The sequence below is a fragment of the Roseicyclus marinus genome, from assembly GCF_036322625.1.
Classification (GTDB): Bacteria; Pseudomonadota; Alphaproteobacteria; order Rhodobacterales; family Rhodobacteraceae; genus Roseicyclus; species Roseicyclus marinus_A.
Genome location: NZ_AP027266.1, coordinates 1,252,126 through 1,274,904 on the forward strand (window position 1 = coordinate 1,252,126; position 22,779 = coordinate 1,274,904).

Here is a 22,779-nt window from a genome sequence, read left to right on the forward strand (position 1 = left end):
TGAAACCGGGCCGACACGAATTGTCGCGGGCCGCGTGTCGTGCAAGGGTGCGGCCGACCGGCAAGGGGGAGGATGATGGCCCGTATCACGACCTGCGTTTTCGACGCCTATGGCACCTTGTTCGATGTCTCCGCCGCCGCGCGTGCGCTGGCTTCCGCGCCGGGGCGCGAGGATTTCGCCCCGCATTGGCAGCAGGTCGCCGCTGATTGGCGTCTGAAGCAGCTGGAATATTCCTGGCTGCGCGCGATCACGGGGGATTACGTCGATTTCTGGGACCTCACGCAAGACGGGCTCGATTGGGCGCTGGAGCGTGCAGGCCTGTCCGATCCCGGCTTGCGGGCCGACCTTCTCGATCTTTACCACCGGCTCGCGGCCTATCCCGAAGTGCCCGACATGCTCGCGCGGCTCAAGGCGCGGGGTCTGACCTGTGCCATCTTGTCGAACGGATCGCCCGCCATGCTGAAGGCCGCCGTTGACAGTGCGGGTATCGGTGACAGGCTCGACGCGGTTCTCAGCGTCGCACCGCTGGCGACCTTCAAACCCGACTGCAGGGTCTATGACCTTGTGGGCGCGCGCTTCGGCACGTCTTGTGACGAGGTCCTGTTCGTTTCTTCGAATGGGTGGGACATCTGCAGCGCGGCCGCCTACGGCTTTCGGACGCTTTGGGTCAATCGCGCGGGCCTGCCGGTCGACCGCCTGCCGGGACAGCCCGACAGCATCGCCGCCGATCTTGCCGCGATCCCCGAGATGCCGGAGGTTTGAATGCAGTTTCTGACCGCCCCCGACGGTCTGCGCCTTGCCTATGACGTGCAGGGGCAGGGGGCGCCGCTTCTCTGCCTGCCCGGCCTGACCCGCAACATGGAGGATTTCGAGCCCGTGCTCGACGCCTTCGCCCATCGCGCGCAGGTCATCCGCATGGATTTTCGCGGGCGCGGTGCCTCCGATCGGGGTGATCCGTCCACCTACCAGGTGCCGCAGGAAGCGGCCGATGTTCTGGCGCTTCTCGACCATCTGGGGCTGGATCGGGTCACGATCCTCGGCACCTCGCGGGGCGGGCTTGTCGCCATGGTGCTCGCGGCCATGGCGCGGCCCCGCATCGCGGGCGTCATCTTCAACGACATCGGCCCCGAGATCATGCCCGAAGGGCTGGCCTATATCATGGATTACCTGGGCAAACCGCCGCGTTTCAAAACGCTGGAGGAAGCCGCAGCCGCCTTGCCGCGCCATTATGCGCCCGCCTTTCGCGATGTGCCGTCCGAGACCTGGGCTGCCATGGCGCGCCGCATCTACCGGCAGGAGGAAACGGGCCTCGTGAACCGCTATGACCCCGCCCTGTGCGAGGCCGTGGCCCCCGCCTTTGCGCCCGGCGCCGTGGCGCCCGATCTCTGGCCGCTCTTCGACCTGCTTGCGGGCGCGCCGCTCGGCCTGATCCGGGGGGCGGGGTCCAACATCCTCTCGGCGGAAACGGCGGCAAGGATGCGCCGCCGCCGCCCCGACATGGAATTTGCCGAACTGGCCGACCGCGGCCATGTGCCCTTTCTCGACGAAATCCCCGCGATCCGCGTGATCGAAACCGTGCTGGAGCAAGCCACAAGATGACCGACATCGCCCTGATCGAAGCTGCCGCCGCCCGCGCCAAGGGGGTTGTGCGGGAAACCCCGCTCCTGTCCTCGCCTTTCCTCGACGAGATCGCGGGCCGTCCCGTTTATGCCAAGGCCGAGGTGCTGCAACATACCGGCTCCTTCAAGTTCCGGGGCGGCTGGTCGGCGGTCTCGGCACTCGATCCCGAAACGCGCGCGCGCGGCGTTCTGGCCTTTTCCTCGGGCAATCATGCCCAGGGCGTGGCTTATGCGGCGGCGCTTCACGGGGTTCCCGCCGTCATCATCATGCCCAGGGACGCGCCCGCGCTGAAGATCGAGAATACCCGCAGCCTCGGGGCGGAGGTGGTGCTCTACGACCGCGCCGGGGGCGAGAACCGCGAAGAGATCGGCGCGCGGCTACAGGCCGAACGCAACATGACGCTCGTCAAACCCTTCGACGATGTGCAGGTCATCGCGGGGCAGGGCACCTGCGGGCTCGAGATCGCGGCGCAGGCGGCGGCCATGGGCGTCACCTCCGGCACGGTCCTGACCTGCTGCGGCGGTGGTGGCCTGACCGCCGGTATCGCGCTGGCGCTTGCCGCCCATGCGCCGGGATTGACCGTCCGCCCGGTAGAGCCGGAAGGCTTCGACGATACCACGCTTTCGCTCGCCGCGGGCACCCGCACCCGCCATGCCTCACCCGAAGCGGGGTTTTGCGACGCGATCCTGACCCCGATGCCGGGCGAGATCACCTTTCCGATCCTGTCGCGGCTCTGTGGCGCCGGTATCGTGGTGACCGAACTCGAGGTGAAGGAGGCGATGCGCCTTGCCGCCAGCCGCCTCAAGCTCGTCGTCGAACCGGGCGGTGCCGTGGCGCTCGCTGCAGCGCTCTTTCACGGGTGTGATCTTGCCGACGGCCCGGTGATCTGCACGCTGTCTGGCGGAAATGCCGATCCCGGGCATTATGCCGAGATCCTCGCGGGCGGCTGATCCTTCATCTTTCCGAAAATATGCAGGCCTCACTCCGCCGCCGTGACCGGCGTCGGGGTGGCGCGCGTCGAGACGTAAAGCACGAATGCCCCCGCCATCAGGACGGCGGCGATCAGGAAGGGCGCGCCGGGCAGGATGATCGCGCCCTCGGGCCGGGTGAACCAGAAAAACGCCTGCGTCATGATCAGGGGCGACAGGATCATCGACAGGGCCGAGATCGAGGACAGGACGCCTTGCAACTCGCCCTGTGCATCGGGCCCTGCAGCGCGGCTCATCACGCCCTGCATGGCCGGGGCGACGATGGCCCCCACGGCCGAGATCGGGATCAGAACCCAGATCATCCAGCCCTGCGTGGCAAAGCCGTAGAGCACAAGGCAAACCGTGTTCAGGATCAGGCCCCAGACCACCGCCCGCGTTTCGCCCATGCGCGGCAGGATCGCCCGGATCAACCCCGCCTGAACCACCGCGATGGCGACCCCATAGGCTGCCAGCGACAGGCCCACCATCCGCGCATCCCAGCCAAAGGCGCCCTGGATGTAATAGGCCCAGATCGCGGGATAGGTGAAATTCGCGATCTGGTAGGCCAGCATCACCGCCAAAAGCGCCCTTACCCCCGGCAGCCGCCCCACGGCGCGCAAGGCCCCCGCCGGATTGGCGCGGCCCCAGTCAAAGGCGCGGCGGCGCCCCTTGGGCAGGCTTTCGGGCAGGACAAAAAAGCCGAAGGCGAAATTGAGCGCGGCAAGGCAGGCAGCGGCCACGAAGGGCGCACGCGGGTCAAGCCCGCCCAGCAATCCCCCAAGCGCCGGGCCAAAGATGAAGCCCATCCCGAACCCCGCCGAGATCAGGCCGAAATTCTGCGCCCGCTTCGATCCATCCGTGATGTCGGCCATATAGGCCAAAGCGGTCGAATGTGTCGCCGCCGCAGCCCCCGCGACCACCCGCCCGACGAGCAAGAGCCAGATCGACCCCGCCACCGCCATGATGACGTAATCGAGCGCCAGAACCGCCATCGACACCAACAGGATGGGCCGCCGTCCGAACCGGTCCGACAGGTTGCCCAAGGTCGGCGAACAGCCGAATTGCATCACCGCATAGGAGGCCGACAGGATCCCCCCCCACAGCGCGGCATCGGACAGGGACACGCCCTCGACCTCCCGGATCAGGTCGGGGATCACGGGCAGGATCAGTCCGATCCCCATCGCGTCCAGCGTCACGGTGATCAGGATGAAGAGGACGGGCAGGCGAGGCTTGGCCATGACCGGCCTTTCGGATGTTCTGTCAGACATGTGTCAATCTAGATTTACACCCTGTCCTTGTCCATCGCCGATTTGCCGCGCCGCCCGGGCAAAGGCGCGCGCCTCTGCCGGTGCTTGCCCGAGGCTTGCGAGCCTGGACAGGTCCAGATCCGGATAGGCTTCGCCGACCAGTTCGGGGAGCGGGCGGTTCGCGCGGCGCGCCTCGCCCGCCAGACGCTTCACCTCTGCCTGCGCCTCGGGGCGGGGCATCTGGCGGGCCAGGGCGAAACTCAGCGCCTCTGCGTGGATCAGGGCAGGGCGCGCATCGATCCGGGCGGCCATCCCCGCCCGGTCGGGCGCAAGCTGTGCCAGGCTATCCCCCAGTACGGACGCCGATTTCCCGGCCGCAAGGACAAGTCCGGGCACCACCAGCCACTCGGTGAACCAGCCCGCGCCGTCCCGCGCCTCGCGGTGGGCCGCGCCAAGTGCCGCACCTTGCGCCGAGGCAAAGCGCGCCAGAGCCACAAGCACCGATGGGCCTATCGGGTTTTCCTTTTGCGGCATGGTCGAGGAGGCACCGCCGCCCCCAAGCCGCAGCTCGGCCACATCGCTGCGCGTCAGCAGCAGCAGGTCCTCGCCCGCCTTGGCCCCTGCCACCGTGACCGCTGCGCAGATCTCGGCCAGTTCCGTGATGATCGTGCGATCCGCGTGCCAGCTGCGCCCCGGATCGGCGAGCCCCAGCGCCTCGGCCAGCGCGGCCCGGATCGCCGCCGGATCCTCGCCCAGCATCGAGCCGGTACCGCCCGCGCCAGACAGCGACACCGCCAGCCGGGGCCGCAGCGCGCCGAGCCGTTCGACCGCGCGCAGGACGGGCCAGCCCCATGCCGCCATCATCGCCCCGAGGCTCGAGGGCACGGCAAGTTGCCCATAGGTCCGCGCGGCCATCGGCGTCTCCGCCTCCGCCTCGGCCAGATCGGCCAACCGCCCCAGCGACGTGATGAGCCGCGCCTCGATCAGGGCCAGTGCCTGGCGCAGCCGCAGCATCAGCGCACTGTCCTGGATGTCCTGGCTCGTCGCGCCCCAATGCAGCCACGCGGCATGTTCGGGGGCTTCCAGCGCCTTGCGCAGGGCCGCCACCAGACCCGGCACGCTGACCCCGTTCTGCCCCACGCTGTCGGCAAGGCCCGCAGGATCGATCTGGATCTCCATCATGGCACGCGCCAGAAAGGCGCCCGAGACCTCGGGGATCACGCCCAGCTTTCCCTGCGTCTTGGCCAGCGCGCCCAGAACCAGCATCATCGCCCGGATTTCGGCGGTGTCGGAAAACAACCGCCCCAGCTCGGCATCGCCGAACAGCTGGCGGTGGATCGCGCTGTCAAAGGGGCTCGCGCTCATGGCGCGACATGCCCCAGATCGTTGAGGAACCTTGCCAGCAACGGGCCGAAAACCTCGGGCTTTTCCACGCAGGGCAGGTGGCCTGCGCCCCGGATCAGTTCATAGCGCGCGCCGGGGATCAGATCGGCCAGTTCGCGCACCAGATCGGGCGGCGTCGATCCGTCCTCGGACCCGGCGATGACCAGCGCGGGCAGGCGCAAACCGGCGGTGGTGCTGTAGAAATCCGTGCCCGCGATGGCCGCCGAACAGCCGGCATAGCCCGCCCCGGGCGTGGTTTCGACCATCCGCCGCCAGGGCGACACCTTGGGTGTTTCGCGGAATGCCTTGGAAAACCAGCGCGTCATGATCGCGTCGGCCATCGGCCCGGTGCCTTCTGCCTCGGCGATGGCGATCCGCTCGGCCCAGAGCTCGCGGGTGCCGATCTTGGGCGCGGTATTCGACAGGACCACGGCCCGGATCAGGTCGAGCCGCTTGGCCGCAAGGCCTTGCGCGATCATGCCTCCGATCGACAAGCCCACGAAGACGCAATCGCGGATTGCCAGATGATCCAGCAAGCGTTCGGCATCATGGATGAGCCCGCCCATCGTGTAGGGCGCGGGCGGGCAGGTCGACAGGCCATGACCGCGCTTGTCGTAGCGGATCACCCGCAATCCTTGCGGTAGATAGGGCAGGATCGCATCCCAAAGCCGGAAATCCGTGCCCAGCGAATTCGAAAACACCACCGCCTGCGCGTCGCGCGGCCCGGTATCGGCGTAATGCAGCACCACATCGCCCAGATCGAGACTGTCCATCGCATCCTCCCTGCTCCGTCCTTCGGTTCTGGGCCAGCCGCGCGCGCCCTGCAAGAGGCTGGTCGCGAACAAGCCGTGCCAAGGCGCAGTTCGGCCTTGCGGCCTCCATCTCCTGTGCAAGGATGGGACCACGCAAGGGGGGAGGATCCAAGCGCATGCCAAGACAAATTCGCGCCGCGGTCTGTCGTGCCTTCGGCGCGCCGCTCGACCTCGAGATCCTCACCCTGCGCGATCCCGGCCCCGCCGAAATCGAGGTGCAGATCGAGGCCGTCGCGATCTGCCATTCCGACATTTCCTGGATCGATGGCGCATGGGGCGGCGCGCTGCCGGCCGTTTATGGCCACGAGGCGGCGGGCCGGATCACGGCGCTCGGGCCCGGTACGGCGGGCCTTGTCTTGGGGGAACGGGTGCTTGTCACCCTGATCCGTGCCTGCGGGTCCTGCCTCGATTGCCTGAGCGGTCGGCCCGTCTATTGCAGCGACAAACCCGCGACCGCGCCGAAACTGACCGATGCATCCGGCCAGCCGGTCGATGCGGTGATGGATTGCGGGGCCTTTGCCGAACGGGTGATCGTCCATCGCTCGCAGATCGCCCCCTTGGGCGAAACCATTTCCCCCCATTGCGGATGTCTTCTGGCGTGCGGCGTGCCCACGGGGGTCGGTGCCGTCGTCAATACCGCCTCTGTCCGGCCCGGCGATGTCGTGGTGGTGATCGGGGCGGGCGGCGTCGGTCTGAACGCGATCCAGGGCGCGCGGATCGCGGGCGCGGCCCGGATCGTTGCCATGGATCTCGAACCCACCAAGCTCGACGATGCCCGTGCCTTTGGCGCGACCGACGTGATCCCGGCCACCGAGCCCAAACCCTGGCGCGCGCTCTCGGCCATCACCGGCGGGCGGCTTGCGGCCCATGTCTTCGTCACCGTGGGGGCGATCCCCGCCTATGACATGGCGCTGCGTCTGCTTGCGCCGGGCGGCACGGCCTATGCGGTGGGCATGCCCCATTCAGGGGCCACTTCGGCCTATGAACCCGTCATCCTCGCGGCCCTGGGCCAGGGCCTGCGCGGGACCAAGATGGGGGATGTGGTTCTCGGCCGTGACATTCCCTGGATGGTCGATCTCCATGCCCAGAATCGCCTCAAGCTTCAGGAGCTTGTCTCCGGCCAATGGCCCTTCGACCAGATCAACGCGGCCATCGCCGATACACGCGCCGGACAGGCGCGCCGCAATGTCCTGACCTTCCCGCCCTAACTTTCCTGCCCTGACCCTTCTTCGTTTCAAAAATATCCCGGGGAGACGCGGCCAGGGGCCGTGTCGGGGGCAGAGCCCCCAATCCCCGCCAACCACAGGGACCGACCCATGAAACTCCAGGATCTCGAGATCTTCACCATCGCACCCCCGCCCCCCGGCTGGGGCGGGCGCTATTGGCAGATCGTCCGGCTCACCACCGCTTGCGGCATCACGGGGCTGGGCGAAGTCTATGCCTCGGCGCTCGGCACGCAGGCCATGCGCGCCGTCATCGCCGATGTCTTCGAGCGCCACATGCAGGGCGAAAGCCCCGAGAACATCGAGCTGATGGCCCGCCGCGTCTGGTCCTCGGGCTTCACCCAGCGCGCCGATCCCACCGTCTTCGGCGCTTTCGCGGGGCTCGAGATGGCCTGTTGGGATATCCTGGGCAAGGCGCGGGAACGGCCGGTCTGGGCGCTTCTGGGCGGCAAGATGAACGACAGGTTGCGCGCCTATACCTATCTGTATCCCGAGGACGGCGCTGCGCCGGACGAGGTGGCGCGGTTCTGGGTCGATGCCGATGCCCAGGGCCAGGCCGCCGCCGCCCGCGTCGCCGAAGGCTGGACGGCGGTGAAATTCGATCCCGCGGGCCCCTACACGATCCGGGGCGGTCATTCGCCTGCCCGCGCCGACATCAGCCTGTCGGCGGCGTTCTGCAAATCGATCCGGGGCGCCGTGGGCGACCGCGCGGATCTTTTGTTCGGCACCCATGGCCAGTTCACGCCCGGCCATGCCATCCGGCTGGCCAAGGCAATCGAGCCCCATGACCCGCTCTGGTACGAGGAACCGATCCCGCCCGACGATCTGGCGGGGCTGGCCGAGGTTGCGCGGGCGACCTCCATCCCGGTCGCCACCGGCGAAAGGCTCTGCGGCAAATTGGAATTCGCCGCAGCGCTCCGGGCGGGCGTCAGGATCGTGCAACCTGCGCTCGGCCGCGCGGGCGGCATCTGGGAGGGGCGCAAGATCGCCATCCTCGCCGAGGCGCATGGGGCCCAGATCGCCCCCCATCTCTATGCGGGGCCGGTGGAATGGGCGGCCAATGTCCATCTCGGCATCGCCTGCCCGAATATCCTGATGGTCGAGGCGATCGAGACGGATTTCCACAAGGCGCTGGTCCGTGGCCGCCCCGTCGTCGAAGGCGGCTTCGTCGAGGCTCCCGTCGCGCCGGGCCTTGGCATCGAACTCGACGAGCTTTTGGCGGCGAGCCATGCCTGGACCGGGACGCGGCTGCATCTGGAGATGCAGGAAGCGCCTTGCGACTGGCAGAATGGCAATGCCTTCGGCGGCGGCGCGGTGGATTGAGGGAGGCGCGCGCGGCCCGCGCGGGGCCGTGCATATTTTTGGAAAGATGAAGGGCAGGGCGCGCGTTCAGTCGCGTTCCTGCTCATGGGCATAGCGCAGGCGCGCGATCTCCTCGTTCTTCTCGGCGCGGCGCAATTCGCCAAGGCGGCTTTCGACGTAGCTCAGATGCTCCATCACGGCGGCGCGGGCGGCGGGCGCGTCGCGCGCCTGGAGGGCCGCGTTGATCGCGCGGTGATGATCCAGAAGCAGATCGCGCGTCGTGCGGCTCTTGAACATGCGCTGGCGGTTGAAGAAGACGCCCTGTTTCAGCAGGTCGAAGATCGAGCGCATCATGTGCAGCAAGATCACGTTGTGGCTCGCCTCCAGGATGGCGAGGTGGAATTCCGCGTCCAGTTCCGCCTCGTCCGCCGGGTTCCGTTTCTTGTGGGCGGCTTCCATCTTGCGGAAGATCGTGTCGATGACCTTCAGATCCGTGTCCGAACCCTGGACGGCGGCGCGTTCGGCGGCGATGGCCTCCAGGTCGCGGCGAAAGGCGATATAGTCGAAGACGGCTTCGTCATGGCTGGAGATCAACCGGATCAGCGCGGGCGAAAAGGCCGAGCCGAGCACATCGGCGACATAGATCCCGGCACCGGCCCGCGTCGCCAGAAGCCCGCGATCCTGCAATTCGGCAATCGCCTCGCGCAGGGAGGGGCGCGAAACGCCCAGGCGTTCGCTCAATTCGCGTTCCGACGGCAGGCGTTCGCCCGGCCGCAGGATGCCGCGCAGGATCAGTTGTTCGATCTGCCGCACCACGGAATGCGACAGTTTCTCGGCCTCGATGCGTTGAAACGGCATGGCCCCCTCCCGAATTGGTCAAATTCTATGACCACGGGGAGAGGGCTGTCCAGCCGATTGGCGTGGATCGCGCCGATCAGCGCGGGCGGATCACCACTTCGACCCGGCGGTTCTGCGCGCGGCCTTCGGGGGTGAGGTTGGAGGCGATGGGCTCATCCTCGCCCCGGCCGAAGGCGCGCACGCGCGCCGGGGCCACGCCCTCTTCGAGCAGCACGCCCGCGACGGCCTGGGCGCGGCGCGACGACAGGTCCTGATTGTAGCCTGCGCTGCCCGTGTTGTCCGTATGGCCGATCACGTCCACCGTGGTGTCGGGGTATTGCTGCAGGTTGCGTGCGAGCGCCCGGAGATCGGCCTGAAGGCTTGCGCGGATCGCGGCGCTGTCGATGTCGAAGAGGATGCCCTCGGGCATGGTCACGACCAGTTCCTCGCCGGTGTTGACGATGCGGATGTCGTCGCTGGCAAGACTGCCGCGCAGGTCGCGCGCCTGCCGGTCGAGCGCTGCCCCGATGGCCCCGCCCGCCAGCGCGCCTGCCGCACCGCCCACCAGCGCGCCCATGCCGGGATCGCTGTCATTGCCGAAAGCGCCGGCTGCGGCCCCCAGCATGCCGCCGATGATGGCCCCGCTCTGGGTGCGTTCGCCCATGGGGCCGGTGGTGACGCAGCCCGTGAGGGCCAGGGCCGATAGGGTGACGAAGGCGATGGATGTCGTGCGGATGTTCATGGCGTAGCCCTTCCAGTCTGCTCCGGCGCGGTTGTCCCGCGGATCTTGTTCGCCATGAGTATAGCAGCCTGTCCAATCGACTGCAGGAGGAAATTGGGGAAAATGGCGGAAACCCGCCGTTCAGGCCCCGGTCCGCGCCGCCTCGTGGGCGAGCATGGCGCGTTTGACGGGCAGGCCCCAGTGATAGCCCCCCAATTCGCCCGATTTGCGCAAGGCGCGGTGACAGGGGATCAGCCAGCTGATCGGGTTGCGGCCCACCGCCGTGCCCACCGCCCGCACCGCGCGGGGATGGCCCGTGGCCAGCGCGATCTCGGAATAGGTGGTGACATGGCCCGTGGGGACCTGCAAGAGCGCCTCCCAGACCTTGATCTGGAAGGGCGCGCCGATCAGGTGCAGCCGCGTCTGGCCCCCCGTTCCGCCAAAGGCCGTGGTCACCATCGGGGACAGCGTCTCCGGGTCCTCGATGAACCGCGCCTCGGGCCAGCGTCCCTGCAGATCGGCCAAGGTCGCCTCCGGCCCGGTTTCGGCGGCAAAGCCAAGTCCGCAGATGCCGCGATCCGTGCCCATGACGAGCGCCGGGCCGAAGGGGCTGTCGAACCAGCCCTGCCGGATCGTCAGGCCCGCGCCTCCCTTGGCGTAATCGCCCGGTGCCATCGCCTCCCATGTCAAGAACAGGTCATGGAGCCGCCCGCCCCCCGACAGGCCCACCGCATCGGCCGTGGCCAGTGTCGTGAAGCGCTCTCGCAGCAAGATGCGCGCGTGATCGAGCGCAAGGTATTGCTGGTAGCGCTTGGGGCTGACCCCCACCCATGCGGTGAAGACGCGCTGGAAATGCGCGGGGCTCATCCCCATCCGTGCGGCCAGCGCCTCGAGGCCCATCGGGACATCGGCGGCGTCGATTTCCGCGATGGCGCGGCGGATGACGTTGTAATGATATGTGCTCTCTTGGGTCATGGCGCGACCATAGCCTGCCGGGGGCAGGGCGCGCGACCCGGAACTTGCGCCAAAACGGCCTTGCCCGGCGGGGCGCAAGCCGCCAAAAGGGCGGCATGGCCAAGCAGTTGCCCTATCCCGTGATGCGCGAGATCTTCGCCCGGTTTCAGGCCGCCGAGCCTGAGCCGAAGGGCGAATTGCACCATACCAACGCCTTCACCCTTGTCGTCGCCGTGGCGCTCAGCGCGCAGGCCACCGATGCGGGCGTGAACAAGGCCACCAAACGCCTGTTCGAGATCGCGGATACGCCCGAAAAGATGCTCGCGCTCGGCGAAGAGGGCGTGATCGAGCATATCAAGACCATCGGCCTGTTCCGCAACAAGGCCAAGAATGTGATCAAGCTCAGCCGCATCCTCGTCGAGGAATATGGCGGGCAGGTGCCATCCTCGCGCGCCGCGCTGCAATCGCTGCCCGGTGTGGGGCGCAAGACCGCGAACGTGGTCCTGAACATGTGGTGGCGGTTTCCCGCGCAGGCGGTCGACACGCATATCTTCCGCCTCGGCAATCGCGCGGGCATCGCGCCGGGTCGGGATGTCGATGCGGTCGAGCGCGCCATCGAAGACCATGTTCCCGCCGAATTCCAGCTTCATGCCCATCACTGGATGATCCTGCACGGCCGCTACACCTGCGTCGCGCGCAAACCCAAATGCGGCGCCTGCCTGATCGCCGACCTGTGCCAATACGAGGACAAGACCCAATGACCAAGACCTATGACCTTGTCGGGATCGGCAATGCCATCGTCGACGTGATTTCGCATGGCGATGACAGCTTTCTCGACAACATGGGGATCGAGAAGGGCATCATGCAGCTGATCGACCGGGAACGGGCCGAGCTTCTTTATGCGGCGATGAAGGACCGGGTGCAGACGCCGGGCGGGTCGGTCGCCAACACGATCGCGGGGGCTGGCACGCTGGGGCTGTCCACGGCCTTTCTCGGCAAGGTCAAGGATGACGCGCTGGGCCGCTTCTATGCGCAGGGCATGGCTGATCAAGGCACCGATTTTCCCAATCCGCCGGTCAAGGATGCGCCTGCGCCCACGTCGCGGTCGATGATCTTCGTCTCGCCCGATGGCGAGCGGTCGATGAACACCTATCTGGGCGCAGGCGCCGATTTCGACGCGGGCGACGTGGATGCCGCTGTCGCTGGCAATGCCCGCTGGCTGTTTCTCGAGGGCTATCTTTACGACAAGCCCGAGGGGAAATCGGCCTTCACCGCCGCCGCCGATCATTGCCGCAAGGGCGGGGGCAAGGTCGGCATCACGCTCAGCGATCCGTTCTGCGTCGACCGGCACAGGGCGGATTTCCTGACGCTGATCGAGGGGCAGATGGATTACGTCATCGGCAACCACGAGGAATGGCTCGCGCTCTACCAGACCGATGATCTGGACGCGGCGCTCGCGCAGGCGGCCGCGATCTGCGACATCGTCGTCTGCACCCATTCCGGCGAACCGGTAAAGATCCTGCGCGGGGCAGAACGTGTCGAGGTGCCGGTGACCCGCATCACGCCCGTCGATGCCACCGGCGCAGGCGATCAGTTCGCGGCGGGTTTCCTCTATGGCATGGCCACGGGCCGCGATCTGCAAACGGCGGGCCGGATGGGCGTTGCCGCCGCCTCCGAGGTGATCCGCCACGTGGGCCCCCGCCCGCAGCGCCCCCTGTCCGAGGTTTTCGCCGAGGCGGGTCTGTCCTGATCCGTCTCGCGCGGGCCGGGCGGCGGTTCAGTCACCCAGCTTGGCGTGGACCTCGTCCAGATCGATCTCGCCCGTGGGCATCTTGTTGGACGGGTTCTCGAAGTCGTATTTGAACAGATCGAAATCGCGGTGATAGATCTCGTAGACGAGATGCATCGACAGATCGTCGAAGTAATCCTCGACCGGGTGCAGCCGCTTGGGCCCATGCCCCTCGCTTTCGTTGAAACGCGGCACTTTCTTCAGTTCGACGGGATGTTTCACCTCGATCGCATCCAGCACGCTTTGCATGCCTTGGTCGAATTTCTCGGTCCAGAAGATGTTGTCGTAGCGCCCGCCGTTCACGATCAGCGTCGAGACATGGCCCGCCATCGCTGACCAATGGATGTCGGGCTCCATCGGGCGGCGCCAGCGGATCGTGTCCCGCGCGAACAACAGGAAGCGGCGGAAACTGGCGATCTGGTCGAACTCGCCCTTGCCGTCATCGCCGCCGACCTCGATCCCGTATTTCTGGATCAAGAGCGGCACGAGGTTCCCCCGATAGCGTTTGCCGTTGCGCTGGATGCCGCAGATCTTGTCGAAAAACGACGACAGGATGCGGGTATAGGGGTTGCGCACGCAGGTGAAGGTATAGGTCTCGCGCGCCCTGACGCTGCGCTCGATCACGGGCTGGCTGGCGTCGAGCGACCATTTGTGCATGCCGCCCGTCGCGTCATGGATGTCGCCGTCGAAATAGGTGCCGTTGTCGGAAAAATACATGATCTGCCCGATGGTCGAGCAGGCGCATTTGGGCACCACGCGGTACACGACGCTTTCGCTTTGCGTCATCCAGGTTCCGGGAAATCCCATGCTCGTCGCCTCGTTTGCGGTCGTGCGCCCCTTGAGGCGGCCTTAAGACAAGTTGCGCGAAAGATCAAAGACGTTGTTCATCTTCAATTTCCGTAAACTTATGTGTAGCCAAACACCAACGTAAGTCCGAGGCCAGTGGTTCCGCGCATGGCGAAGATCGCTTTCATCCTGCTGTGTCACAAGGACCCGACGGCCATCATCCGCCAGGCCGAGCGCCTGACTGCCACCGGCGATTTCGTGGCGATCCATTTCGACGCCAGGTCGCGCGATACAGATTACGCGGCGATCACCGAAACCCTGGCCGACAATCCGTCGGTCTGTTTCGCCAAGCGGCGGATCAAATGCGGATGGGGCGCCTGGAGCCTTGTGCAGGCCACGCTGAACGCGCTCGAAGCCGCCGAGCGTTCCTTTCCCAAGGCCACGCATTTCTACATGCTCTCGGGCGATTGCCTGCCGGTGAAATCGGCGGCCTATGCGCACCGTTTCCTCGACGGGCAGGACCGCGACTACATCGAAAGCTTCGATTTCTTCAACTCGGACTGGATCAAGACCGGCTTCAAGGAAGAGCGTCTGATCTACCGGCACTGGTTCAACGAGCGGACCCAGAAAAAGCTGTTCTACCGCAGCTTCGAGATCCAGAAGGCGCTGGGCCTGACCCGGCGCATCCCCGAGGATATCGAGGTGCAGATCGGCAGCCAATGGTGGTGCCTGCGGCGCAAAACCATCGAAAAAGTGCTCGAATTTTGCCGGATACGGCGCGATGTCGTGCGGTTCTTTTCCACCACATGGATCCCCGACGAGACGTTTTTCCAGACGCTCGTGCGCCATCTCGTGCCCGAGCGCGAGATCGAAAGCCGGACGCTGACCTTCAAGATGTTCAGCGATTACGGCATGCCGGTAAGCTTCTACAACGACCAATACGACCTGCTCATTTCCCAAGACTACCTTTTCGCCCGCAAGATCAGCCCCGAGGCGGCTTTGCTCAAGGAACGCTTGGGGGCCTTGTGGCAATCCGAACGGGTCGATTTCGCGACCAGCAACGAGGGGGAGAAACTCCACGCCTTCCTGACCGGGCGGGGGCGGATCGGCAAACGCTACGGCACAAGGTTCTGGGAACGCGAAAGCACGCTTGGCCCCGACCGCAACCTCTACATGCTCGTGTGCAAGAAATGGCATGTCGCCAAACGCTTGCTGCATGCGGCCTCGGACCGGCTCGATATCCGCGGCGTGGAATACCTGTTCGACGAGGCGTCTTGCGCCGTCCCGCATCTGGGGGGCATCGAGCGGACGCTGGAAAAGCGCAACCGCCACCGGCGGGCGCTGATGCGGATGCTGTTCGACTATTACGACACCGACAAGCTGATGATCTGCCTCGATCCGGGCAATATCGGCTTGATGCGCGATTTCATGACCGATCGCGCCAATGCGCGAATCCTCGAACTGCAATGTGTCTTCGATGACCAGTATCTGGTCGGCCATGCCCATCGCGTGGGTCTGGCCACCGCCGATACGCCCGACGAGGTGATCGGGCGCATGCTGCCGACGCTGCGCCATGAATTCGCCGATGAATCGATCCGCATCCGCGATGCCGAATTCCCGCGTCACTGGCGCGTGCGACAGGATCGGCCCATGGACGAGAATGCCGATGCGCTTGCGGATTTCTTTGACATTCCGCCCGATCACGGCCAAGCGCTTGCGCAGACACCCTATCTGTTCGCTGACTGACATCGGGAGGCCGCAATGCCCTATGCCTATGATCCCCAGAACATCTTTGCCCGCATCCTGCGCGGCGAGATCCCCAACCAGACCGTGGCCGAAACCGAGCATACGCTGGCCTTCAACGACATCTATCCGCAGGCCCCGGTGCATGTCCTCGTGATCCCCAAGGGGCCCTATGTCTGCGCCGATCATTTCGCGCTCGAGGCATCGGATGCCGAGATCGTGGATTTCTGGCGCACCATCGGGCGCATCTGCGCCGAAAAGGGGCTGCAACCGGGCGAGGGGGGGCAGGGCTACCGCACCATCTCCAACGCGGGCGAGGTCGCGGTGCAGGAAGTGCCGCATTACCATGTCCACATCCTGTCGGGCCGCCCGCTGGGCCGGATGCTGCAAAAGGCCGAATGAGCCGCAGGGCCCGCGACTTGTCCGGGCCGCCACAACCTGCCATATCGCCCGCGACGACCAGCCGAGGAGCCAGAAAATGCCCACCCCTGCGCCCGAAACCGAGATCGTGACCCAATGGCGCGTCGCCTGCGACGGCGGGCAGGGCGCATTGGGCCATCCCCGGGTCTGGCTGTCGCTTTCGCCCACGACCGGCGAGGTCGAATGCGGCTATTGCGACAAGAAATTCGTCCATGCCGATTTTGCGGACAAGGCGGGCACCGCCGACTGACCGGGCGCAAAAGCGGGGATGCACCCCGCGCCCGCCCGCGCTAGAACCACCCTTGGACGAACCGGGGAAAGGGCGCGGCAATGGCATTCGGCAAGGGACATCACCTGCATCTGGTCGACGGCTCGGCCTTCATCTTCCGCGCCTATCACGCGCTGCCGCCGCTCACGCGGAAATCCGATGGCCTGCCCATCGGGGCCGTCTCGGGCTTTTGCAACATGATCCACCGGATGATCGAGGCCAATACCGGCCCCGATGCGCCGACCCATGCCGCCGTCGTCTTTGACAAGGGCAGCCACACTTTCCGCAACGATCTCTACGATCTCTACAAGGCCAACCGCGAGGCCATGCCCGAGGATCTGCGCCCCCAGATCCCGCTCACGCGCGAGGCGACGCGCGCCTTCAACCTTGCCTGTCTGGAACTGGAGAATTACGAGGCCGATGACATCATCGCGACCCTCGCCCGTCAGGCTCGCGAGGCGGGCGGGCGCTGCACCATCATCTCCTCCGACAAGGACCTGATGCAGCTTGTCGGCGGCGGGGTCGAAATGTTCGACGCGATGAAGAACACCCGCATCGACACAGAGGGGGTCGAGGCCAAGTTCGGGGTCACCCCCGACAAGGTCGTCGATGTGCAGGCGCTTGCGGGCGACAGCGTCGACAATATCCCCGGCGCCCCCGGCATCGGGATCAAGACCGCGGCGCTTTTGATCAACGAATTCGGCAGCCTCGAGGCGCTGCTGGAGCGCGCCGAAGAGGTTCCGCAACCCAAGCGCCGCCAGACGCTCATCGATTTCGCCGATCAGATCCGCCTGTCCAAGCGTCTGGTCACGCTCGACGATCAGGTGCCCCTCGATGTCACGCTCGACGATCTGGAGGTGATGGAACCCGATGCGCAGGTGCTGCTCGAATTCCTGGGCAAGATGGAATTCCGCACGCTGACCAAGCGCATTGCCGATGGTCTGGGGGTCGAGGCGCCCGCCATCCTCGATGCCGATCCCGCAGGCGCCGACCCCGCACCGGGCGATGCACCTGCCATGCCCCCCATCGACCGCGCCACCTACGAGGTCGTGCGCGATGCCGCCACGCTCAAGGCATGGATCGACCGCGCCACCGCGCGGGGCGAGCTGGCCATCGACACCGAAACCACCGGCCTGGACGAGATGACCGCCGATCTGGTGGGCGTGGCGCTTGCCACCGGGCCGGGGGCCGCCTGCTACATCCCGCTCGCCCACAAGGCCGAAGGGGGCGAGGGGCTTTTCGGCTCCGACGCCTTGGCCGAGGGGCAGTTGGGCCTCGAGGAGGCGCTGGCGCTCCTCAAGCCGCTTTTCGAGGATGCGAGCGTCCTGAAAATCCTGCAAAACGCCAAATATGACGTGAAGATCCTCGCGCGCTACGGGATCAATGTCGCGCCCATCGACGACACGATGCTCATGTCCTACGCGATGAACGCGGGCCTGCACGGCCACGGGATGGATGCGCTGTCCGAACGCTACCTTGGCCATGTGCCGATCCCGATCAAGGATCTGATCGGTTCGGGCAAATCCCAGATCACCTTCGACCGGGTCAAGATCGAGGATGCCGCCCCCTATGCCGCCGAAGATGCCGATGTGACATGGCGGCTGTGGCAGACCTTCAAGCCGCAACTCCACCGAGCGCAGGTGACCACCGTCTACGAGACGCTGGAACGCCCGCTGGTGCCGGTTCTGGCGCGCATGGAAATGGCCGGCATCAAGGTCGACCGCGATGTGCTGAGCCGCATGTCCAACGCCTTCGCCCAGAAAATGGCGGGGCTCGAGGCCGAGATCCACGAGCTTGCGGGCGAAAGCTTCAACGTCGGATCGCCCGCCCAACTGGGCGAGATCCTGTTCGAAAAGATGGGTCTGCCCGGCGGGCAAAAGGGCAAGACCGGCAAATACGCCACCCCCGCCGATGTGCTGGAGGATCTGGCCACCGAACATGACCTTCCGGGCCGCGTGCTCGACTGGCGGCAGCTGTCGAAACTGAAATCGACCTATACCGACGCGCTGCAGGACCACATCAACCGCGACACGGGCCGCGTCCATACCTCCTATGTCATCGCGGGCGCCAATACCGGGCGCCTCGCCTCGACCGACCCGAACTTGCAAAACATCCCTGTCCGAAGCGAAGAAGGCCGCCGCATCCGCGAGGCATTCGTTGCAGACACGGGCAAGGTTCTGGTATCGCTCGACTATTCCCAGATCGAATTGCGCATCCTGGCCCATATCGCCGGGATCGACGCGCTGAAACAGGCCTTCCGCGAGGGGCAGGACATTCACGCCGCCACCGCCTCGGAAATGTTCAGCGTGCCGCTCGACCAGATGACATCCGATGTCCGCCGTCAGGCCAAGGCGATTAATTTTGGCGTGATCTACGGCATCTCGGGCTTTGGCCTTGCGCGCAACCTGCGCATTCCGCGCGCCGAGGCGCAGGGCTTCATCGACCGCTATTTCGAACGCTTCCCCGGCATCAAGGATTACATGGAGGCGACGAAATCCTTCGCCAAATCCAATGGCTACGTGCAGACGCTCTTCGGCCGCAAGATCCATACGCCCGAGATCAACGCCAAGGGCCCCGGCGCTGGCTTTGCCTATCGCGCGGCGATCAACGCGCCCATCCAGGGCACAGCCGCCGACATCATCCGCCGCGCCATGATCCGGATGGAGGATGCCATCCGCGACCTGCCCGCGCGGATGCTCTTGCAGGTCCATGACGAACTGCTGTTCGAGGTGGACGAGGGCGCGGTCGAGCCGCTCATCACCCGCGCCCGTGAGGTGATGGAAGGGGCCGCGCATCCCGCCGTGCATCTCGACGTGCCGCTGATCGTCGATGCGGGGCAGGGGGCCAATTGGGCCGTGGCCCATTGAGCCGCCCGCGCCCAAGACCCAGGACGCCCAAGGGCGAGACGCGGCTGATCGCGTTCAACAAGCCGATGGATGTCTTGAGCCAATTCACCGATGACGGGCATTGGCCGGGGCTGAAACGTTGGCTCGACATGCCGGGGATGTATCCGGCGGGCAGGCTCGATCGCGACAGCGAGGGGCTTCTCCTGCTCACCAATGACGGCATCTTGCAGGCGCGGTTGACCGATCCGAAATCGCACACGCCCAAGACCTATTTCGCCCTCGTCGAAGGCATGCCCACGCCTTCGGCGCTCGAGGCGCTGCGCCTTGGCGTGACGCTCAAGGACGGGCCGACAAGACCCGCACGGGTCGAGGAGGTGGCCGCGCCCTCTTGGCTCTGGCCCCGCGATCCCCCGGTGCGGTTCCGCGCGAACATCCCCGAGGCCTGGCTGAAACTGACCATAACCGAGGGCCGCAACCGACAGGTCCGGCGCATGTGCGCCCATGTGGGCCTGCCGGTTCTGCGCCTCATACGCTGGTCCGTCGGGCCCCATACGGTCGAGGGCCTGCCGCCCGGCGGCTGGAAGGCCCTTCAACCCTGAAAAGGTAAGACTGCAGTTTTGCCGAGCGGAAAACTGCAGTTTTCCGCCCCTCACGACAGCTGGTCAAAGGCCTCCATCGCCTTGGCCCCGTACATGTAGCCAGGGCCCCCGTTCATCAGCACGCAGACATTGACCGTCTCGGCCACCTCCTCGCGCGTGGCGCCCGCCCGGATCGCCGCCTTGATGTGGAAGCCGATGCAATCGTTGCATTGCTTGGAAATCCCGATCGCCAGCGCGATCAGCTCCTTGTCCTTCGTCGATAGCGCACCGGGGGCAAGGGCCGCTTCGTGCAGCTCGTGAAATCCCTTGGCGGTCGCGGCTTGTTCCGCGCGCATCGGCCCCAGCAGGGCAGAGGTGTGGCGCAGCGTGTCTTTCCAATCCATCGGCAATGTCCTTGTGCAAGATCTCCCCGCCGATAGATCGGCGGACAGTCCCGCACCTTGCGTCAGATCAAACGTCACCCCGAAATGGCGACGGGGCCGCGCGTCTCCGCGCAGCCCCGTCTGAAAGCGTCGCCACTCCTCCCCGGCGCCGCTATTCCTTGTTCATGCAAGCATTGTCATCGGGTTCTCTAGATTGTCAACAATTGCTTGCAGAAGCTCGGCACCCAGCGCCCCGTCGATGACCCGGTGATCCACCGACAGCGTCACCGACATGACGGTGGCGACGGTCAATTCCCCATCAGCCCCCACCACGGGTTTCTTCACGCCTGCCCCCACGGCCAGGATCGCGCCATGCGGCGGGTTGATCACCGCGTCGAAATTCTCGATGCCGAACATGCCGAGGTTCGAGATCGCGAAACTGCCGCCCACGTATTCATGCGGCGCGAGCTTGCGGTCACGGGCGCGCGTGGCCAGGTCCTTCATCTCCGCCGAGAGCGCCGAGATCGATTTTTGATGCGCGTCCTTGAGGACGGGGGTGAACAAGCCCCCATCGACCGCGACGGCCACCGCCACATCGGACGGTTTCAGCCGCAGCATCCGGTCGCCCGCCCAGACGGCATTGGCGGCAGGCACCTGTTGCAGCGCATTGGCACAGGCCTTGATGATGAAGTCATTGACCGACAGCTTCACCCCGCGCCCCTCCAGCTGCTTGTTCAGCTGGCCACGGAATTTCATCAGCGCGTCGAGCTTGATGTCGCGGCGCAGGTAGAAATGCGGGATGGTCTGTTTCGCCTCGGTCAGGCGGGCGGCAACCGTGCGGCGCATCCCGTCAAGCTTGACCTCGTCGTAATCGCGGCCCTCGTACATGCGCATGACCTGTGCCGCATCGGGGCCCGTGGGCATCGCGGCGGCGGCGGCCTTGGGCGCTTCCGCAGGGGCAGCGGCTGCTGCGGCAGGGGCGGCGGCGGATTTGGGCGCGGCACCGGCGGTCGCGCCGGTCACATCGGCCTTGACGATCCGGCCATGCGGACCCGTGCCCTTGATCGCGGACAGGTCCAGCCCCTTGTCGGCGGCGATCCGGCGCGCCAGCGGCGAGGCAAAGACGCGCCCGCCATCGGCCCCCTTGGTGGCAGCGGGCGCTGCAGTCGCCGCGGGAGCCGCGGCCGGTGCGGCCTTCTCGGCCGCCTTCGGGGCCTCGGCGGCGGGTTTGGCGGGGGCGGCATCCTCGGCGCTTTCACCCTCGGCCAGCAGAACGGCGATGGGGGCATTCACCTTCACCCCCGCGCTGCCTTCTTCTACAAGGATCTTGCCGATCACGCCTTCATCGACGGCTTCGAATTCCATCGTGGCCTTGTCGGTCTCGATCTCGGCCAGGATGTCGCCGGCAGCGACGGTATCGCCCTCTTTGACCAGCCATTTGGCCAGCGTCCCCTCCTCCATGGTCGGGGACAGCGCGGGCATCAGGATTTCCGTGGGCATCGCGCGCTTCTCCTCAGCGGTAGGTGACTTTGCGGACGGCCTCGATCACCTCGGCGGTGGAGGTCAGCGCCAGTTTCTCGAGATTGGCCGCATAGGGCATCGGCACGTCCTTGCCGGTGCAGTTCAGGACCGGCGCATCGAGGTAATCGAAGGCATGGGTCATGATATAGGCCGACAGGTGGTTGCCGATGGAGCAGACCGGGAAGCCTTCTTCGACGGTCACGCAGCGGTTGGTTTTCCGCACGCTCTCGAGGATCGTGTCGTAATCGAGCGGGCGCAGCGTGCGCAGGTCGATCACCTCGGCCTCGATCCCCTCGGCGGCCAGTTTCTCGGCCGCTTCCAGCGCATAGGTCATCCCGATGCCAAAGCTCACGATGGTGACATCCGAACCTTCGCGCCAGATCCGCGCCTTGCCGAAGGGGATGGTGAAATCTTCCACATCCGGCACCTCGAAGGACCGGCCGTAGAGGATCTCGTTCTCAAGGAAGATCACAGGGTTCGGATCGCGGATCGCGGTTTTCAAAAGGCCCTTGGCGTCCGCCGCCGAATAGGGCTGCACCACCTTCAGGCCCGGAATGTGGGAATACCACGCGGCGTAATCCTGGCTGTGCTGCGCGCCCACGCGGGCGGCGGCCCCATTCGGGCCACGGAAGACCATCGGAGCACCCATCTGGCCGCCCGACATGTAAAGCGTCTTGGCCGCCGAGTTGATGATATGGTCGATCGCCTGCATCGCGAAGTTGAAGGTCATGAATTCGACGATGGGCTTCAGCCCGCCGAATGCCGCACCGACCCCGATACCGGCGAAACCATGTTCGGTGATCGGCGTGTCGATCACGCGGCGCGCGCCGAATTCGTCGAGCAAGCCTTGGGTGATCTTGTAGGCGCCCTGATATTCGGCCACCTCCTCGCCCATGACAAAGACGGTGTCATCGGCGCGCATTTCCTCGGCCATCGCGTCGCGGAGCGCCTCGCGCACCGTCTGGGTCTTCATCTTGGTCCCTTCGGGCCAATCGGGCGTGCGCGGTGCCTTGGGCGCTGCCGGGGCAGGGGCCGCCGTCGCGGGTGCTGGATCGGCCCGCCCTTCCGAAGTCTGGAGTGCCGCAGGCGCGGGGGCGGCCGCCTCTTTCGGGGCTTCCATCTCCTCGCCGGCCTCGCCGATGAGGGCGATGGGGGTGTTGACCTTCACGCCCTCGGTCCCCTCGGGGACAAGGATCTTGCCGATCACGCCTTCGTCGACCGCCTCGAATTCCATCGTGGCCTTGTCGGTTTCGATCTCGGCCAGGATGTCACCGGCATTGACGGTGTCGCCTTCCTTGACCAGCCATTTGGCGAGCGTGCCTTCCTCCATCGTGGGCGAGAGGGCGGGCATGAGAATTTCGGTTGCCATGTCTGTCTG

The 22,779-nt window shown here is 66.1% G+C and carries 22 protein-coding genes; 12 read left to right on the plus strand and 10 right to left on the minus strand.

Annotation, left to right across the window (positions count from 1 at the left end; genetic code table 11):
• Positions 1 to 75: 75 nt before the first annotated feature.
• From AABA51_RS05985 to AABA51_RS05995, 3 genes are read left to right on the plus strand one after another with little or no spacing between them, the layout of a single operon-like run.
• The gene (locus AABA51_RS05985) at positions 76 to 762 is read left to right on the plus strand and encodes a haloacid dehalogenase type II (RefSeq protein ID WP_338276460.1); all 687 of its coding nucleotides are present in this window, start codon (positions 76 to 78) and stop codon (positions 760 to 762) included.
• Positions 763 to 1,599: an alpha/beta fold hydrolase gene (locus AABA51_RS05990; protein ID WP_338275405.1), complete on the plus strand. Its 837-nt coding sequence runs from the start codon at positions 763 to 765 to the stop codon at positions 1,597 to 1,599.
• The gene (locus tag AABA51_RS05995) at positions 1,596 to 2,570 is read left to right on the plus strand and encodes a threonine ammonia-lyase (RefSeq protein WP_338275407.1); all 975 of its coding nucleotides are present in this window, start codon (positions 1,596 to 1,598) and stop codon (positions 2,568 to 2,570) included. Before AABA51_RS05990 ends, AABA51_RS05995 begins: the two co-directional genes overlap by 4 nt.
• A gap of 29 nt (positions 2,571 to 2,599) precedes the next feature.
• Here the strand turns inward: AABA51_RS05995 and AABA51_RS06000 are convergent, their stop codons facing one another.
• The 3 genes from AABA51_RS06000 to pcaD are packed head-to-tail and all read right to left on the minus strand — an operon-like array spanning position 2,600 to position 5,991.
• Positions 2,600 to 3,826, minus strand: coding sequence for a TCR/Tet family MFS transporter (locus tag AABA51_RS06000; RefSeq protein ID WP_338275409.1), 1,227 nt, complete (start codon positions 3,824 to 3,826; stop codon positions 2,600 to 2,602).
• Between the two features lie 33 nt (positions 3,827 to 3,859).
• Positions 3,860 to 5,200 (minus strand): lyase family protein, encoded by a 1,341-nt coding sequence (locus tag AABA51_RS06005; RefSeq protein ID WP_338275412.1) that lies wholly within the window; start codon positions 5,198 to 5,200, stop codon positions 3,860 to 3,862.
• Entirely contained in the window at positions 5,197 to 5,991 is a 795-nt protein-coding gene (gene pcaD, locus AABA51_RS06010; protein WP_338275414.1) for a 3-oxoadipate enol-lactonase, read from the minus strand. The genes AABA51_RS06005 and pcaD overlap by 4 nt, the downstream gene beginning before the upstream one ends.
• A gap of 155 nt (positions 5,992 to 6,146) precedes the next feature.
• On the opposite strand from pcaD, the gene AABA51_RS06015 reads away from it, so the two are divergent.
• The gene (locus AABA51_RS06015; protein WP_338275416.1) at positions 6,147 to 7,238 is read left to right on the plus strand and encodes a zinc-binding dehydrogenase; all 1,092 of its coding nucleotides are present in this window, start codon (positions 6,147 to 6,149) and stop codon (positions 7,236 to 7,238) included.
• A 108-nt stretch (positions 7,239 to 7,346) separates the two neighbouring features.
• Entirely contained in the window at positions 7,347 to 8,576 is a 1,230-nt protein-coding gene (locus AABA51_RS06020; protein ID WP_338275418.1) for a mandelate racemase/muconate lactonizing enzyme family protein, read from the plus strand.
• A 66-nt stretch (positions 8,577 to 8,642) separates the two neighbouring features.
• On the opposite strand, the gene AABA51_RS06025 is transcribed toward AABA51_RS06020, so the two are convergent.
• From AABA51_RS06025 to AABA51_RS06035, 3 genes are all read right to left on the minus strand, one after another.
• Positions 8,643 to 9,413: a FadR/GntR family transcriptional regulator gene (locus AABA51_RS06025; protein ID WP_338275420.1), complete on the minus strand. Its 771-nt coding sequence runs from the start codon at positions 9,411 to 9,413 to the stop codon at positions 8,643 to 8,645.
• A 76-nt stretch (positions 9,414 to 9,489) separates the two neighbouring features.
• Positions 9,490 to 10,134: an OmpA family protein gene (locus AABA51_RS06030; RefSeq protein ID WP_338275422.1), complete on the minus strand. Its 645-nt coding sequence runs from the start codon at positions 10,132 to 10,134 to the stop codon at positions 9,490 to 9,492.
• A gap of 120 nt (positions 10,135 to 10,254) precedes the next feature.
• Complete coding sequence (locus AABA51_RS06035) at positions 10,255 to 11,088, minus strand: bifunctional helix-turn-helix domain-containing protein/methylated-DNA--[protein]-cysteine S-methyltransferase (RefSeq protein WP_338275424.1); 834 nt, start codon at positions 11,086 to 11,088, stop codon at positions 10,255 to 10,257.
• A 95-nt stretch (positions 11,089 to 11,183) separates the two neighbouring features.
• On the opposite strand from AABA51_RS06035, the gene nth reads away from it, so the two are divergent.
• Both nth and AABA51_RS06045 read left to right on the plus strand, forming a co-directional pair.
• The gene (nth, locus tag AABA51_RS06040) at positions 11,184 to 11,828 is read left to right on the plus strand and encodes an endonuclease III (RefSeq protein ID WP_338275426.1); all 645 of its coding nucleotides are present in this window, start codon (positions 11,184 to 11,186) and stop codon (positions 11,826 to 11,828) included.
• Positions 11,825 to 12,817 carry an adenosine kinase gene (locus AABA51_RS06045; protein WP_338275429.1) on the plus strand — a complete coding sequence of 331 codons (993 nt, stop codon included), beginning with the start codon at positions 11,825 to 11,827 and terminating at the stop codon, positions 12,815 to 12,817. The genes nth and AABA51_RS06045 overlap by 4 nt, the downstream gene beginning before the upstream one ends.
• 27 nt (positions 12,818 to 12,844) lie before the next feature.
• Here AABA51_RS06045 and AABA51_RS06050 read toward each other — a convergent pair whose 3' ends face one another.
• Positions 12,845 to 13,663, minus strand: coding sequence for a sulfotransferase family protein (locus AABA51_RS06050; RefSeq protein ID WP_338275431.1), 819 nt, complete (start codon positions 13,661 to 13,663; stop codon positions 12,845 to 12,847).
• 147 nt (positions 13,664 to 13,810) lie between these two features.
• Between AABA51_RS06050 and AABA51_RS06055 the strand changes: the two genes are divergently transcribed.
• From AABA51_RS06055 to AABA51_RS06075, 5 genes are all read left to right on the plus strand, one after another.
• The gene (locus AABA51_RS06055) at positions 13,811 to 15,388 is read left to right on the plus strand and encodes a DUF5928 domain-containing protein (RefSeq protein ID WP_338275434.1); all 1,578 of its coding nucleotides are present in this window, start codon (positions 13,811 to 13,813) and stop codon (positions 15,386 to 15,388) included.
• Positions 15,389 to 15,403: 15 nt separating this feature from the next.
• Positions 15,404 to 15,787: an HIT domain-containing protein gene (locus AABA51_RS06060; RefSeq protein ID WP_338275436.1), complete on the plus strand. Its 384-nt coding sequence runs from the start codon at positions 15,404 to 15,406 to the stop codon at positions 15,785 to 15,787.
• 76 nt (positions 15,788 to 15,863) lie between these two features.
• The gene (locus AABA51_RS06065; protein ID WP_338275438.1) at positions 15,864 to 16,055 is read left to right on the plus strand and encodes a zinc-finger domain-containing protein; all 192 of its coding nucleotides are present in this window, start codon (positions 15,864 to 15,866) and stop codon (positions 16,053 to 16,055) included.
• Between the two features lie 80 nt (positions 16,056 to 16,135).
• Positions 16,136 to 18,940 carry a DNA polymerase I gene (gene polA / locus AABA51_RS06070; RefSeq protein ID WP_338275440.1) on the plus strand — a complete coding sequence of 935 codons (2,805 nt, stop codon included), beginning with the start codon at positions 16,136 to 16,138 and terminating at the stop codon, positions 18,938 to 18,940.
• On the plus strand, positions 18,937 to 19,518 hold the full coding sequence (locus tag AABA51_RS06075) for a pseudouridine synthase (protein WP_338275443.1): 582 nt from the start codon (positions 18,937 to 18,939) through the stop codon (positions 19,516 to 19,518). The genes polA and AABA51_RS06075 overlap by 4 nt, the downstream gene beginning before the upstream one ends.
• Positions 19,519 to 19,568: 50 nt before the next feature.
• Here AABA51_RS06075 and AABA51_RS06080 read toward each other — a convergent pair whose 3' ends face one another.
• The 3 genes from AABA51_RS06080 to AABA51_RS06090 form a co-directional block, all read right to left on the minus strand.
• Positions 19,569 to 19,901 (minus strand): carboxymuconolactone decarboxylase family protein, encoded by a 333-nt coding sequence (locus AABA51_RS06080; RefSeq protein ID WP_338275444.1) that lies wholly within the window; start codon positions 19,899 to 19,901, stop codon positions 19,569 to 19,571.
• 162 nt (positions 19,902 to 20,063) lie between these two features.
• Positions 20,064 to 21,380 carry a pyruvate dehydrogenase complex dihydrolipoamide acetyltransferase gene (locus AABA51_RS06085; RefSeq protein WP_338275446.1) on the minus strand — a complete coding sequence of 439 codons (1,317 nt, stop codon included), beginning with the start codon at positions 21,378 to 21,380 and terminating at the stop codon, positions 20,064 to 20,066.
• Between the two features lie 13 nt (positions 21,381 to 21,393).
• Complete coding sequence (locus tag AABA51_RS06090) at positions 21,394 to 22,770, minus strand: pyruvate dehydrogenase complex E1 component subunit beta (RefSeq protein WP_338275448.1); 1,377 nt, start codon at positions 22,768 to 22,770, stop codon at positions 21,394 to 21,396.
• Between the last annotated feature and the right edge of the window lie 9 nt (positions 22,771 to 22,779).